The 13669-nt window shown below is 74.3% G+C and carries 10 protein-coding genes; 4 read left to right on the plus strand and 6 right to left on the minus strand.

Features of this window, described 5'->3' with window-relative positions:
* Positions 1-133: 133 nt before the first annotated feature.
* The gene (locus CRV15_RS27120) at positions 134-1258 is read right to left on the minus strand and encodes a 2-oxoglutarate and iron-dependent oxygenase domain-containing protein (protein WP_003958676.1); all 1125 of its coding nucleotides are present in this window, start codon (positions 1256-1258) and stop codon (positions 134-136) included.
* Positions 1259-1445: 187 nt separating this feature from the next.
* On the opposite strand from CRV15_RS27120, the gene CRV15_RS27125 reads away from it, so the two are divergent.
* Together CRV15_RS27125 and CRV15_RS27130 are read left to right on the plus strand one after the other, a co-directional pair.
* A complete protein-coding gene (locus CRV15_RS27125) occupies positions 1446-1898 on the plus strand; it encodes an RrF2 family transcriptional regulator (protein WP_003958675.1) in 453 nt (150 codons plus the stop codon).
* Between the two features lie 150 nt (positions 1899-2048).
* Positions 2049-3251, plus strand: a complete 1203-nt coding sequence (locus tag CRV15_RS27130; protein WP_003958674.1) for a globin domain-containing protein — start codon at positions 2049-2051, stop codon at positions 3249-3251.
* Between the two features lie 136 nt (positions 3252-3387).
* On the opposite strand, the gene CRV15_RS27135 is transcribed toward CRV15_RS27130, so the two are convergent.
* Positions 3388-4065, minus strand: coding sequence for a response regulator (locus tag CRV15_RS27135; protein WP_003958673.1), 678 nt, complete (start codon positions 4063-4065; stop codon positions 3388-3390).
* Between the two features lie 203 nt (positions 4066-4268).
* Positions 4269-4715 carry a Crp/Fnr family transcriptional regulator gene (locus tag CRV15_RS27140; RefSeq protein ID WP_003959344.1) on the minus strand — a complete coding sequence of 149 codons (447 nt, stop codon included), beginning with the start codon at positions 4713-4715 and terminating at the stop codon, positions 4269-4271.
* A 198-nt stretch (positions 4716-4913) separates the two neighbouring features.
* On the opposite strand from CRV15_RS27140, the gene CRV15_RS27145 reads away from it, so the two are divergent.
* Positions 4914-6731, plus strand: coding sequence for a sensor histidine kinase (locus tag CRV15_RS27145; protein WP_003959343.1), 1818 nt, complete (start codon positions 4914-4916; stop codon positions 6729-6731).
* An 88-nt stretch (positions 6732-6819) separates the two neighbouring features.
* On the opposite strand, the gene CRV15_RS27150 is transcribed toward CRV15_RS27145, so the two are convergent.
* The 3 genes from CRV15_RS27150 to CRV15_RS27160 form a co-directional block, all read right to left on the minus strand.
* Positions 6820-8874 (minus strand): phosphocholine-specific phospholipase C, encoded by a 2055-nt coding sequence (locus CRV15_RS27150; protein WP_003958669.1) that lies wholly within the window; start codon positions 8872-8874, stop codon positions 6820-6822.
* Positions 8875-9121: 247 nt separating this feature from the next.
* Positions 9122-9955, minus strand: coding sequence for a helix-turn-helix transcriptional regulator (locus tag CRV15_RS27155; protein ID WP_009995164.1), 834 nt, complete (start codon positions 9953-9955; stop codon positions 9122-9124).
* Positions 9956-10778: 823 nt separating this feature from the next.
* Complete coding sequence (locus CRV15_RS27160) at positions 10779-11849, minus strand: PHP domain-containing protein (protein ID WP_003958667.1); 1071 nt, start codon at positions 11847-11849, stop codon at positions 10779-10781.
* Positions 11850-12157: 308 nt separating this feature from the next.
* On the opposite strand from CRV15_RS27160, the gene CRV15_RS27165 reads away from it, so the two are divergent.
* Positions 12158-13414, plus strand: coding sequence for an FUSC family protein (locus CRV15_RS27165; RefSeq protein WP_009995161.1), 1257 nt, complete (start codon positions 12158-12160; stop codon positions 13412-13414).
* The last annotated feature ends 255 nt before the right edge of the window (positions 13415-13669 follow it).

Consider the following 13669-nt stretch of genomic DNA (forward strand, 5'->3'; position numbering starts at 1 on the left):
TCCGGAGCGTGTGTCGGCCAACGGCGGGGAGGGTCCCGGGAGTCGACGGGGCCTCAGTGGCCGGAAGTGGAGTCACCGCGACGCAGGGCACCGCCGCCGGACCGGCGGCCGGGTCCGGGCAGCGGTGGGGGCGTCAGTCGAGACCGGCTCCGGCGCGGAGCCTGGCGAGCCTGGCGAGTCCACCGTCCTCCCGCAGCCTCCTGGTGGTGAGGCGCTCCGGATAACAGCGCATGAGCATGCTGGTGACATGAGTGCCGTAATGGACCCGTCGATCCTCGTCGGTCGCGAGCGGGTCACGGTCGCCGCGGGTGTGCCGCAGCGGCTGGACGAGGGCCTGGAAATTGGGCTCGTGGATGTAGGAGATGACATGGCGATCGTGGTCGGCGAGCTGGACCCGATGGGGAGTCGACGGCAGATGACCGCTGGTCAGAAGGTGGAGGACAGGACCGGGGAGCACGGTGAGCGCACTGGGAACAGGAGGTGTCAGAGTCCACTCGGCAGAACTTCCGGGTTCGTGGGGGCCCGTGGTGTGCGGGGGTTTTCCGGCCGCCGGAGGCCGTACCCAGATACCACCGGCGTCGTCCTGGGCCGTGATGGTCAGCAGGCCGTGGTCGAGAGGGGAGCCGATGCCCGGGTCCGCCGCGGAGCGGCGGCCGTAGCCGAAGCCGGTACCGGAGTCGGAGCCGACGCCGGGTCCGGGGCCGTAACCCGCCACGCTGTGGACAGGAGGGAAGCGCAGTACCCGCATGTGGTGCCAGCCGTCGTGGGTGAGGGCGTTGAGGGCTGAGGGGTCCTCAAGTCCGAGCCCGAGCGCGATCAGTGCCAGCAGCCGTTCGCCCTGGGACTCCACGTCCGTCAGCAGGGCGCGCATGGACCTCCGGTAGGAGGCCCCCGGCCACGGCACCGGGCCGTGGCAGGGCCAGCGGGACAGGGCGCGCTGGTCGTCGGCGGGTACGTCCTTGCCGACGGCGAAGGTCTCCGGCAGACCTCGGGCCGATGGTGCCGGTTCCTCGTCCGGCGCGATGTAGCCGCTGTAGGTGAGGTCATTGACATGCCGTTTCTTGTAGGCGAGGGGGTGATGGAAGAACCGCCTGCTCTCCCGCAGGGCCGCTGCCACGAGGACCCGCTGGGCCGGTGAGATGGCCAGGCGGAAGACCCCATGGGTGAGCCATGCGTCGATCAGCGCCGTGCCCAGCGCCCGATCGGCGGACGCCCCGGTGATGGCGTCCGGAAGCTCAAAGACGGGTAAAACGGACATTCGACTCTCTCCTCAGCGGTGAAAGTGCCGCTCAGTCATGGGATGGGGGCCGGGTGTGACGCCCGGGTATCCGTTTCCACGGACGCGGGTGCCGTTCGGGTCAATGGGTGGGGCCGAAGGTCCCGGCCGGTCCGGCCTCGCGACTTTTAAGTGGTATCTAAGATTCGCATTAACCTAAGGTGGCGTTGTGCGACTGACCAAAGGCACCGACCTGGCGCTGCGGATCGCGATGCGACTCGCGGTGCACGACGACGAACCCGCCCCGACCACCCGCGAGGTGGCCGCCGCGGTCGGCGTCCCCCACAGCCACGCGGCGAAGGTCGTCACCCGGCTCCAGCACCTCGGCGTCGTGGAAGCGCGGCGCGGACGCGGGGGCGGACTGGCGCTCACGACCGCCGGGCGCACCGGGTCGATCGGACGGCTCGTCCGCGAACTGGAGGGCACCGGCGACGTCGTCGGCTGCGAGGACGCCCCGCCCTGCCCGCTGCGCTCCGCTTGCCGGCTCCGCTCCGTGCTGCGCACCGCGCAGGAGGCGTTCTACACGGCGCTCGACCCGTACACCGTCGACGACCTGGTGGCATCGCCGACCGGTCCGGTGCTGCTCGGTCTGCCGCTGGGGCCACCGGGCCCGGGCTCCTGATACCGCACGGCCGCCCCGCGCCGTCCCGTCCCGCCCTCCCGTGTCACCCCGTCCCGCCGTCCCGCCGTCCACGCCGTCATCCGCCCCCGCCACCCGCCACCGCCACTGTCACCCGTACCTCGCTTCCGCACCCGACCTGGGAGTCCGACGATGCTGTCCGAGAAATCCGCCGGAACGATCCGCGCCACGCTGCCCGCCGTGGGCGCCGCCATCGGAACGATCACCACGAACTTCTACGACCGGCTCTTCACCGCCCATCCGGAGCTGCTGCGGGACCTGTTCAACCGGGGCAACCAGGCCACCGGGGAGCAGCAGCGGGCCCTGGCGGGCTCCATCGCCGCGTTCGCCGGAGCCCTCGTCGACCACCCCGGCACCCGGCCGGACACCCTGCTGAGCAGGATCGCGCACAAGCACGCCTCCCTCGGCGTCACCCGTGAGCAGTACACGGTCGTGCACACCCACCTCTTCGCGGCCATCGCCGACGTCCTCGGCGAGGCCGTCACCGAGGAGGTCGCCGCCGCCTGGGACGAGGTCTACTGGCTGATGGCGAACGCCCTGATCGCCCTGGAGGAACGGCTCTGCGCCCAGGCCGGGACCGGGACCACCCTGCGCGACCATGTCGTCGTCGCCCGCCGCGCGGAGACCGACGAGGTCACCACCTTCCTCGTCCGCCCCGCCGACGGCACGCCCCCGCCGCCCTTCCGGCCCGGCCAGTACGTCTCCGTCCAGGTCGAACTCCCCGACGGGGCACGCCAGATACGCCAGTACACCCTCTCCGGGGAGCCCGCCGACGCGCTCCAGTTCAGTGTGAAGCGGACCCCGGGCACCCCGGGCGGCGCCCCCGGCGGGGAGGTCTCCCACCATCTCCACGACCGGGTGCGGGAGGGCGATGTGCTGCGCGTCGGCGCGCCCTTCGGGGATGTCGTCCTCGCGGACGGTGACGGTCCGCTGCTGCTGGCCTCGGCCGGGATCGGCTGCACACCCATGGCCGCCATGCTCGGCCGGCTGGCCGCCGAGGGCTCACCGCGCCCGGTCACCGTCGTCCACGCCGACCGCTCCCCGGACAGCCACGCGTTCCGGGACGCCCTCGAACGGCAGGTCGCCGCGCTGCCCGCCGCGACCGCGCATGTCTGGTACGAGCGGCCCGGCGCCGACCGGCCCACCGGACCCACCGTGCGCACCGGGCACGCGGACCTCGCCGGACTCCCGCTGGAGCCCGGCACCACCGCGTACCTCTGCGGTCCGCTGCCCTTCCTGCGCGCGATGCGCACCCAGTTGCTCGAACGGGGTGTGCCCGCCGCCGATATCCACTACGAGGTCTTCGGCCCGGATCTCTGGCTCGGCCAGGACTGAGCCCCGGAGCCGTCGATATCGTCGGTGCTGTCGGTGAAACGATTCTCCGCCCGCCGGTGCGGTAGCGCCCCGGCGGCCGGGGCCGCCCGGCAGGGTGTCGGGAGGCCCCGCCGGACGGCCCCCGCGACCGGGCCCGTCACCCCGGCAGCCGGAACTGGGTGGCGAGCACCGCGGCCTGGATGCGGCGCTCCACACCCAGCTTCGCCAGCAGCCGTGAGATGTGGTTCTTGACCGTCTTCTCCGCGAGGTAGAGCCGCGCGCCGATCTGGCGGTTCGTCAGCCCCTCGCCTATCAGCTCCAGGATCTCCCGCTCCCGCTCCGTCAGCCCGCCCAGCCGGTCGGCCTCCGGGTCCGGAGTCCGCGGGGCCCGCAGACTGTTCATCAGCCGCGCGGTCGTGGCGGGGTCCAGCATCGACTGGCCGGACGCCACCGTCCGCACGGCCGCCACCAGGTCCGACCCCTTGATCTGCTTGAGGACGTACCCCGAGGCGCCCGCCATGATGGCGTCCAGCAGGGCGTCGTCGTCGTCGAACGACGTGAGCATCAGACAGGCCAGCCCCGGCATCCGCGAGCGCAGTTCACGGCAGACGGTGATGCCGTCCCCGTCGGGCAGCCGGATGTCCAGCACGGCCACATCGGGGCGGAGCGCGGGACCCCGTACCAGCGCCTGTTCACCGGAGCCGGCCTCCCCGACCACGTCGATGTCCGGCTCGGAGTCGAGCAGATCGCGCACCCCCCGCCGGACGACCTCGTGGTCGTCGAGCAGGAAGACCCGGATCGGGCGCTGCGGGCTGAAGACGGGGGTCGAGGTCACGTCGGTGGCTCCCTGGTTCTCGGTGGTTCCTCATCGAGGGTGCCGCCCGCCCGCCCCGGGCGACAGGGGCCGAACGTCCCCTGCCGCCCGGGTGCGCCGCCCGGGCCCCCACGCCCGGGTTCCCCCGTGCCCCGGGTCCACTCGTCCCGGGGCCTTTCGCCGTCCCGGCCCCCACGCCGGGACGGACGCGATGGACGGACGTGCTACCGCGGCGCGGTCACGCCCGGGGAGGCGTACAGATCCAGCAGCCGGGCCCTGGACGCCTGGAGACGGTGGGCCAGGACGGAGCCCACCCATCCGCTCACCGCGTGACCGAACCACGGGTCCGCCTCGCACAGCCGCCGCGCCTCGGCCGCGTCGAACTCCAGCGCCCGTACCGGAGTCATTGCCTCTGCCCCTGTCCGGCAGGGGGACGGCGGGAACATCCAGGACCAGCCCACCAGTTCCCCGTGGGCGAGGGACTCGATCACCCGCGGGCGGCGCCCGGGTATCCGGATGTCGAGGGTCACCAGACCGGTTCTGATGATCCAGAACGCCGCCGGGATCTCCCCCTCCTCGAAGAGCCTGGCCCCCTGCTCGAAGGAGACCTCCCGCGCGCTGTGCAGCAGCCGCCCCCGGTGCTCCGCCGACAGAGCGTTCAGCGTCCTCATACCGCTCACCGTCCCCTGGTCAGGTCGTGTGTCAGGCCGTGTGCAAGAGGATCGGCGCTTCCGCGGTCCCTTCCCCAGGGGCCGGGCGGGGGCGTACCGCGCGCCGAACGGCCCTGCCGGAGTGCCGTGTTCCGGGAAGCGGTACGGTGAACCGGGTCCTGGACAGGGGCGGGTCGGGCGGAAGGGCACGGAGGGCTCATGGGTGGGGACGGGGACGGCAGCGGCGCGCAGACCCCGGGCGCGGGTCGCGCTCCGCGGTTGCGGCTCGACGAGCTGATCGACGAACTCCAGTCCCGCATCGACGAGGTGCGCGGCAGCCGGGACCGGCTCAACGGGCTGCTGGAGGCGGTGCTCTCGATCGGCCGGGAACTCGATCTCCCGCAGGTGCTGCGCGGCATCGTGGAGGCCGCCGTCGCCCTCGTCGACGCCGAGTACGGCGCGCTCGGCGTCATCGGCGACGAGCAGCGGCTCGCCCAGTTCCTGCCGGTGGGGATCGACGACGCCACCCGGCGGCGGATCGGCGACCCCCCCTCGGGCCACGGGCTGCTCGGCGAGTTGATCCGCCACCCCCAGGCGCTGCGGCTCCCCGACCTCTCCCGCCACCCCTCCTCGTCCGGCTTCCCCGCGCACCACCCGCCGATGCACTCCTTCCTCGGGGTGCCGGTCCGGGTGCGCGACGAGGTCTTCGGCAATCTGTATCTGACCGAGAAGCGCGGCGGGGGCGAGTTCGACGCCGAGGACGAGGCCGTCCTCGCGACTCTCGCGGTGGCCGCCGGGATCGCCATCGAGAACGCCAGGCTCTTTGAGACCGTACGGCTGCGGGAGCGCTGGCTCACCGCGAGCGCGGACTTCACCAGCGCGCTGCTCGCGGGTGCCTCGGAGATCCAGATCCTGGAGATGATGACCGACCGGGCCCGCCGGATCACCTCCAGCGAACGGGGCGTGGTCCATCGGGTGGAACGGGACGGCTCCCTCCGGGAAGCCCTGGCACTCGGCGACAGCGACAGCGACAGTCACGGTGACGGGGCCGGGCCCGGCGGCGAGGCCCAGGCCGCGACCCGGTCCGGGTCCGGGTCCGGCGGCACGGGAGCCGACAACGGCTCCCGCCCGGCGCGGCCCGGGGGCGCGAGCCTCGCCGCGGCGGCCCTGGAACGGGGCGCTCCGGTCACCGTGACGGATCTGGCCGCCGACGGACGGCCCGGTGACGAGGCGGGCTTCGGCCCCGCCGTCGCGGTCCCCGTGGGCCAGAAGGGGAAGGTGCGGGGGGTGCTGGTGCTCGCGCGCCGGGCGGGCCGACCCCCCTTCACGGACGCCGAGACCGCCCCGCTCCCCGGCTTCACCGGCCAGGCGGCCCTCGCCCTGGAACTGGAGGACCGCCGCAGGGACGCCGAGCAGATGGCGCTGCTGGCCGACCGCGACCGGATCGCCCGCGATCTGCACGACCTCGCCATCCAACGGCTGTTCGCCACCGGGATGACACTCCAGAGCACCCGCCGCTTCGTGGACCACCCGGAGGCGACCGAGCGCCTGGTGCGCGCGATCGACGACCTCGACGACACCATCAAGATCATCCGTTCCACCATCTTCGGGCTGCGGGAACGGGAGACCCCGAAGGCGGCCCCAGGACTGCGGATACGCGCCGTGCGCGCGCTGGAGGACGCCGCCCGCGCGCTCGGCTTCGCGCCCGGACTGCGGATGGAGGGGCTGATCGACACCGATGTCCCGGGCACCGCGGCCGACGAGGTGATCGCCGTCCTCGGCGAGGCGCTGACCAACGTCGCCCGCCATGCCCGCGCCTCCCGGGCGGAGGCCGCCCTCCTGGTGCGCCCGGGCACCCTGACCGTGGAGGTCACCGACGACGGGGTGGGCATGGACGGTGCTCCGGGAGGCCGCCGCAGCGGGTTGCGGAACCTCGCCGAACGCGCCGAACGGCTGGGCGGAACCCTCGCCACCGGCCGTGGCCCCTCCGGTGGCACCCGGCTGACCTGGCAGATCCCGCTGGAGCCCGCCCGCTGACGCCCGTCCCCTCCTGTCCCTTCCCGTCCCTTCCCGCCCCCTTCTCATCCCCTTGTGCGGCCGGGCGGGGCCGGACCGGCCACCGGGGTCAGCCGGTGACGGTCGCGGGGTCGCTCACCCCCGGCGTGCCGTTCTCCAGATGACCGGCGAAGCGCCGCAGAAAACGGCTGTCGTCGCTGGAGACCACCGTCAGGTCGTACCAGCGCCTGCGCCCCCGCAGCTCCACCGTGTGCCGGAGCTGCCCGCCCGGCCGTACCGTGAACGTGCGCCTGCCGCCGCCGTACGCGTTGGTGAGCGTCAGCCGACAGGTGGTGTCGGTGGGGTTGGTCATGGTCAGCTCGACCCCCCGCTTCGCCGCGTGACGGGCGGTCACCTCGGGGCCGGGTGCGGTGTTCTGCCCCCGGAAGGTGCGCAGGAAGCCGTTGGGCCCGTACACGGTGAGGTCGTAGACGCCCTGTGAGTGGACCGAGTTCCAGGTGTCGGACAGCCGGCCCCCGGCGGGGGTCGTATAGGTCCATGGGCCGTCGCCGCGGTTCGCGGAGGTCACCAGGAAGCAGGCCCCGGCCCGCGGTCCGCCGCTGAAGGTCAGCGTGAAGCGGCCCGTCTCCGGTACGGAGGCCCCGTCCACCAGCGGCGCGTACGGCAGCGGACGGGCCGGGCGGGAACCCCGTTCCTGCACCGGCATCCGGGGGTCCGCGGGCGGCACCGGAACGACATCGGGGTGCCGCTCGCCGTCCGGCGGCTCATAGGCGTCGGTCGCGGGCAGTCCCACCGGCCGCGGCTTGCGCAGGGAGAAGTCGAACGCCGAGGTCAGATCGCCGCAGACGGCCCGCCGCCAGGGTGAGATCTGTGGCTCGGCCACCCCGAACCGCGCCTCCATGAAACGGATCAGCGAGGTGTGGTCGAAGGTCTCCGAGCAGACATATCCGCCGGTGCTCCACGGCGAGACCACCAGCGTGGGCACGCGCGGCCCCAGCCCGTAGGGGCCCGCGCCGTACGCGCCGTTGCCCGGGAAGTGGTCGAGCGAGCTGTCCACACCCGAGCGCCCCTGCGCGGCGGAGGCCGGGGGGAAGGGCGGCGGTACGTGGTCGAAGTACCCGTCGTTCTCGTCGTAGGTGAGGAACAGCGCCGTTCTGGCCCAGACCGCGGGGTCGGCGGTGAGCGCGTCCAGCACCCGCGCGATGTACCAGGCGCCGTAGTTCGTGGGCCAGTTCGGATGCTCGGAGAACGCCTCCGGCGCCGTGATCCAGGAGATCTGCGGCAGGGTGCCGCCCACGACATCGGCCCGGAGCCGGTCGAAGTAGCCCTCGCCGCGGCGCGCGTCCGTGCCGGTGCGGGCCTTGTCGTGGAGGGGGTCGCCGGGGCGGGCGTCGCGGTAGCGGTTGAAGTACAGCAGCGAGTTGTCGCCGTAGTTGCCCCGGTAGGCGTCCCGGATCCAGCCCCAGCGCCCGGCCGCGTCCAGACCGTCCCCGATGTCCTGGTAGATCTTCCAGGAGATCCCGGCCCGCTCCAGCCGCTCGGGGTATGTCGTCCAGTCGTACCCGACCTCCTCGTTGCCGAGCACCGGGCCGCCGCCCGCGCCGTCGTTGCCGGTGTGCCCCGTCCACATGTAGTAGCGGTTGGGGTCGGTCGCGCCGATGAACGAGCAGTGGTACGCGTCGCACACGGTGAACGCGTCCGCGAGGGCGTAGTGGAACGGGATGTCGTCGCGGGTCAGATGGGCCATCGTCCCCGCCGACTTCGCCGGGAGCCAGCGGTCGTACTTCCCGTTGTTCCAGGCCGCGTGGCCGTCGGACCAGTAATGGCGGAGACCGGCGAGGAACTGCATCCCGAGGTCGTCGAGGTCCGGACGGTACGGCAGCACCTCCCGCGCGCCGTCCGACTGGTGCCAGACGGACATGCCGGAGTCCAGGATGTACGGCCGGGGATCACCGAAGCCCCGTACGCCCCGGAGTGCCCCGAAATAATGGTCGAAGGAGCGGTTCTCCTGCATCAGGACGACGATGTGCTCGACGTCCTCGATGGTGCCGTGCCGGCGGTTCGCCGGGAGGGCCGCGGCGCGTTCGACGCTGCTGGAGAGCGCCGCGTGGCCCGCGGTCGCACCCGCGATCTGGAGGAACCGGCGGCGGTTGACATCAGCCATGGGGTTCGGACCTCGGAGGGTGAAGGGGGATGGGGCGGACAGCGTGCCGATGGAGTGTCCGAGAGGAGCGAACGCGGTGGAAGGGGCGGCGGGGGGACCGGGCCGTGAAGTGGCGCGGTACGCACGGCGAACAGCCGCGCCGGGACCGGCGCGCGCGGACGTGCGGCGGAGCCCGGCCCGTCCGTCCGCCCGGGGCGCCCCGGTGTGCTCCGGCGGTCCGGCGGGGGCCGCGCGGTACGGGGCCGGGTCAGGGGAAGTACTGGCGCGGTGTCAGACCGACGATCCGGTGGAACGCGGCCACGAAGGAGCTGGCCGAGCCGTAGCCCACCCGGCGGGCCACGGCCTCGATCGGCAGCTCGCTCGCCAGCAGGGGCATCGCCGCCTGCATCCGCAGCCGCTCCCGCCATTGGCCGAAAGTCAGCCCGGTCTCGGCGATGAACAGCCGGGCGAGGGTACGGGCGCTCGCGCCGACCTGGCTGCCCCAGGCGGGCAGCCCCCGGTTGTCCCGGGGGTCGCCCGCGAGGGCCCGGGCCACCGCCCGTGCCCGGGGGTCCTGCGGCTCTGCCGCCGCGACGGAGATGACCGGCAGCGGAACCAGGACGTCCAGGACCACCTCCTCGGCCCGGCGGCGCGCGTCCGGGGTGAGGCCGGGCCGCCCCAGATGGTCGATCAGCGCGCTGAGCAGGGGCTCCACCCGTACCGCCGTGGGGTCGCGCCAGGTGCCCGGACCGGTGGTCGTCAGCGGGTCGGCGGCGAGGTCGACGACGGGCCCGGATATCCGGGCCGCCGCCACCGCCGTGGGCGCGGGCGGTGCTGCCGGTGCTGATGGTGCTGCCGGTGTCGTCAGGACGGCGGTCGCGTGCGGGACCCCGGCGGGAATCCACAGCGCGGTCGACGGGGGCAGCAGCCACGCCCCCGCTCCCGTCCTGACGGCGAGCAGCCCACCGGGCACCCGGGCCAGGAGGTGGCGCGGATGGCGGCGCGTGGGCTGCCAGACGCCCTCGGGCAGGGTGAACGCGCCGACGATGATCGCCGCCCCCGGGCCGCGGTCGCGCGGGTACGGACGGCCGTTCTGCGACATGAGTCGGCAGCGTAGCCCCAGAAGGGCCGGAACGGAGCCGTCTTGCCGCTGGCCCATGCCAAGGGCAAGGTCTGCGCCCGGCCCTCCAGCCGGGGGCGACCGGTCCTCGGACTCCGTACGCACCACGATCCCCGGGTGAATCGGCCACCCCACCGCCCGGCCGCCACCGTCGGTTTGGGCCCGATCGGGTGACACGGGGGACGGATGATCCCGCAGCAGGGCCATCGGGGCCGCGGGCGCGGGCGGGCCCGTACCGGGTCCTGCGGGCGCGTTTCCCGTCGTCCGGGCGGCGCGGTGGCCCGGGGCGGCCGGGTCCCCGGCGGATGGTGAACGGGCGCCAGCGCCGCCGGGACGTTCCTCCGGGGCCGCGCCCGGGGCCGGTGCAGGGGCGTTCCTGCCTGCGGACGGGTTTGTTCCGGTGGTTGTGGTGCCGTTGTCGTCCGGGGTGCGGGGGTGGCCGGTGGCCGACGGGTCATGGGGCCGGTGCAGGGGGCCCGGCCTGCCGAGGGGCGCTCCGGCGGCTCCGGTGCCGTCGTCGCGGGGTGCCGGGGCGGGTGGGCCGGGGCCCTGGCGGGTCGTGGGACCGGTGTGGGGAGTCCGGCCTGCCGAGGGGCGTTCCGGCGGCTCCGGTGCCGTTCGGGTGTCACGGTGCGGTGCGGTGTGCCCGTGCCCGTGCCGGGGGAGGGGGCGATGAGGGGTGTCGCCTCGGGCGGTGGCCGGATGTCGATGCCGCCGGGGGCGGTCGCGCCGGTGCGGGCGGAGCGGTGCCGCCGTCGTCCGGGGCGCGCGGGCCGGGTCCCGGTGGCGGTCGGTGTCCGGGGCGTCAGGGGGCGGTGCCCGGGCCCGGGGCGCGGGTCCAGGCGAGCAGGTCGTCCGCGCTCCAGGTGTTGACGACCCGTTCCGGCGGCACCCCGGCGCGTTCCGCGCGGTCGCAGCCGAGGAGCTGCCAGTCGAGCTGCCCGGGCGCGTGCGCGTCGGTGTCGACGGCGATGTGGACACCCGCGTCGACAGCGGCCCGCAGCAGCCGCATCGGCGGGTCCAGGCGCTCGGGCCTGCTGTTGATCTCCACCGCCGTGCCGTGCGCGGCACACGCCGCGAAGACGCGCTCCGCGTCGAACCGCGACTCCGGGCGCGGCCCGGCGGTCCGGGACCGCCCCCGGCCGGACGTCCGCCGCCCGATCAGCAGCCGACCGGTGCAGTGGCCGAGGATGTCGACCAGCGGATTGGCGACCGCCGCCACCATCCGGCGGGTCATCGCCGCCGCCTCCATCCGCAGTTCGGAGTGGACCGACGCGACCACCACGTCCAGCCGGTCCAGCAACTCCGGCTCCTGGTCGAGCGAACCGTCCGGCAGGATGTCGCACTCGATGCCGGTCAGCAGCCGGAACGGCGCCCACCCCCGGTTGAGCCGCGCGACCGCGTCGAGCTGCTCCCGCAGCCGTTTCGCCGTCAGCCCCCGGGCCACCGTCAGCCGCGGCGAGTGGTCCGTGAGCACCGCCCACTCGTGCCCCAGGGCGATCGCCGTCCGGCCCATCTCCTCGATCGGGCTGCCCCCGTCCGACCAGTCCGAGTGGAGATGGCAGTCGCCGCGCAGCAGCGCCCGCAGCGCCTGCCCGGCCCCGGGGTGCGGACCGGACTCCGCCGCCTCCTGCTCCAGCCGGCGCAGATACTCCGGCACCTGCCCGGCGAGCGCTTCCCGCACCACCGCCGCGGTCTTCGGGCCGACCCCCTTGATCCGCTCCAGCGCACCGGAGGCGGCACGCTCGTCCAACTCGTCGGCGGACAGCGCGGCGAGCGCGGCGGACGCGGTGCGGAAGGCCCGTACCCGGTAGGGCTCCGCGAGGGAGCGCTCCAGCAGGAAGGCGATCCGGTCCAGTGCCGCCACCGGCTCCATCCCGTGCTCCCTTCCCGGCGACCCGGGACGGCCCGTGCCGGGTCCGGCGGCCGCCGCTCCCACTGTCGCCCGCCCGGCCGGGGACGGCACGCCGGGGGCGGCACCCGGAGCCACCGGGTCGGGGTCCGGAGGCACATCGGAGGCGCACCGGACACGCGCCCTGCGCACACCCCGGCGGGTGCCCGCCGCCGGACGCGGGAAGCGGCCCCGGGGGAGCGGGCTTAGACTCAAGCCGCTGGAGGGCCGGAACGCGGTGGTCCCCGCCGCCGCTCCGGCCCTGGGTCGCCCGGAAACGGACGGGGGCGGCAGTGCCCGATGCGCGACGGCGGCAGGCCGTACGCTCGACGGCCTGGTTGATCAGGCGGTACGCCCGCGAGCCCGCCGTCGTCCAGACACTGCGCGCGACCGCCGCCGCGACCCTCGCCTATGCCGCCGCCCTCTGGCTGAGCGAGGAACCCGCCCCGCTCACCGCGCCCCTGACCGCCCTGCTCGTCGTCCAGGTGACGCTCTACTCCACCCTCACCACCAGCGTGCGACGGGTGAACGCGGTGGTCGCGGGCGTGCTCATCGCCAGCGCGTTCAGCCTCTGGGTGGGCCTGTCCTGGTGGAGCCTCGGGCTGATCATCCTGGCCTCGCTGACCGTGGGCTATCTGGTGCGGGTGGGTGAGTTCGTCCCCGAGGTCGCGATCAGCGCCATGCTCGTCCTCGGTGTCACCCGGGTGGCGGACACCGCCTGGGACCGGGTCCTGGAGACCCTGATCGGCGCGGCGGTGGGGCTGCTCTTCAATGTGCTGCTGCCGCCGGTGTGGGTGGGCGACGCGGAGGAATCCATCGACGAGCTGTCCCGGCGGATGCGCCGGCTGCTGCTGGACATGGGCGAGGGTCTGAGCGCCCCCGCCTCCGTGACCAGGTCCGCCGTACGGCTGCACGAGGCCCGCCGCCTCGACAACGACATCGCCCAGGTGGACGCCTCCCTGCAACAGGCCGAGGACAGCCTCCGGCTCAATCCGCGGGTACGGGAGGCGCTGCTCAACCGGGTGGTGCTGCGGACCGGCCTGGACACCCTGGAGATCTGCGCGGTGGTGCTGCGGGTGATGGCCCGTACCCTGACCGATCTCGCCACGGCCCGCGAGGGCGGGCGGCTCTTCCCGGACGAGGTCTCCCGCGCCCTCGACGAGCTGTTCGCCCGGACCTCGGACGCGCTGGTGAGCTTCGCCGTCCTGGTCACCAGCGAGGTCAGCGAGAGCGCGCGGGAGGCGGAACAGCGGCTGGCCGAGGGGCTCGCCGCCGCCGCGGCGGCCCGGGAGCGGGCGGCCGGGCTGCTGCTCGCCCGGGTGCACCGCGATCCGCGCCACTGGCAGTTGGAGGGCGCGCTGCTGGCGGAGGCCGATCGCGTCCTGGCGGAGCTGGACCCGGAGCACCGCAGCCGACGGCTGCTGGAGGAGCTGGACCGGGGCGTCCGCGAGCAGCGGGAGAAGCATCCGCATCTGGACGGTCTGCGCCAGTGGGCGCGGAGCAGGCGGCGCGTGCCGCACGGACGGCGGGCGCGGGCGCGGGACCGCTGATGCCACCGCGCGCCCGCGACAGCGCACGCCGGAGTGGGTCAGTCTGACGGCACCGCTCCGGGCGCGCCGTGGCGCGCTGAGGGGGCGGATACCAGGAACACGCCGTTCCGTCCGGTTGGATCGTGACGGTCCGCCGCTGTGCCCGCCGGGCCGGGCGCGGGCCCGCCGCCGTGCCCGTTCCGCCGCCACCCCGACCGTTCCACCGGCGCACGGCCCCTTGGTTCCACCGGCTTCCGGTCGTCGTTCCCGGCCACC

The organism is Streptomyces clavuligerus (assembly GCF_005519465.1).
GTDB classification, from domain to species: Bacteria; Actinomycetota; Actinomycetes; order Streptomycetales; family Streptomycetaceae; genus Streptomyces; species Streptomyces clavuligerus.

Coding starts and splice junctions, on each gene's coding strand:
- CRV15_RS27120 (WP_003958676.1), bottom strand. CDS start 1,258: ATGTCCGTTTTACCCGTCTTTGAGCTTCCGGACGCCATCACCGGGGCG.
- CRV15_RS27150 (WP_003958669.1), bottom strand. CDS start 8,874: ATGGCTGATGTCAACCGCCGCCGGTTCCTCCAGATCGCGGGTGCGACC.
- CRV15_RS27130 (WP_003958674.1), top strand. CDS start 2,049: ATGCTGTCCGAGAAATCCGCCGGAACGATCCGCGCCACGCTGCCCGCC.
- CRV15_RS27140 (WP_003959344.1), bottom strand. CDS start 4,715: ATGAGGACGCTGAACGCTCTGTCGGCGGAGCACCGGGGGCGGCTGCTG.
- CRV15_RS27160 (WP_003958667.1), bottom strand. CDS start 11,849: ATGGAGCCGGTGGCGGCACTGGACCGGATCGCCTTCCTGCTGGAGCGC.
- CRV15_RS27145 (WP_003959343.1), top strand. CDS start 4,914: ATGGGTGGGGACGGGGACGGCAGCGGCGCGCAGACCCCGGGCGCGGGT.
- CRV15_RS27155 (WP_009995164.1), bottom strand. CDS start 9,955: ATGTCGCAGAACGGCCGTCCGTACCCGCGCGACCGCGGCCCGGGGGCG.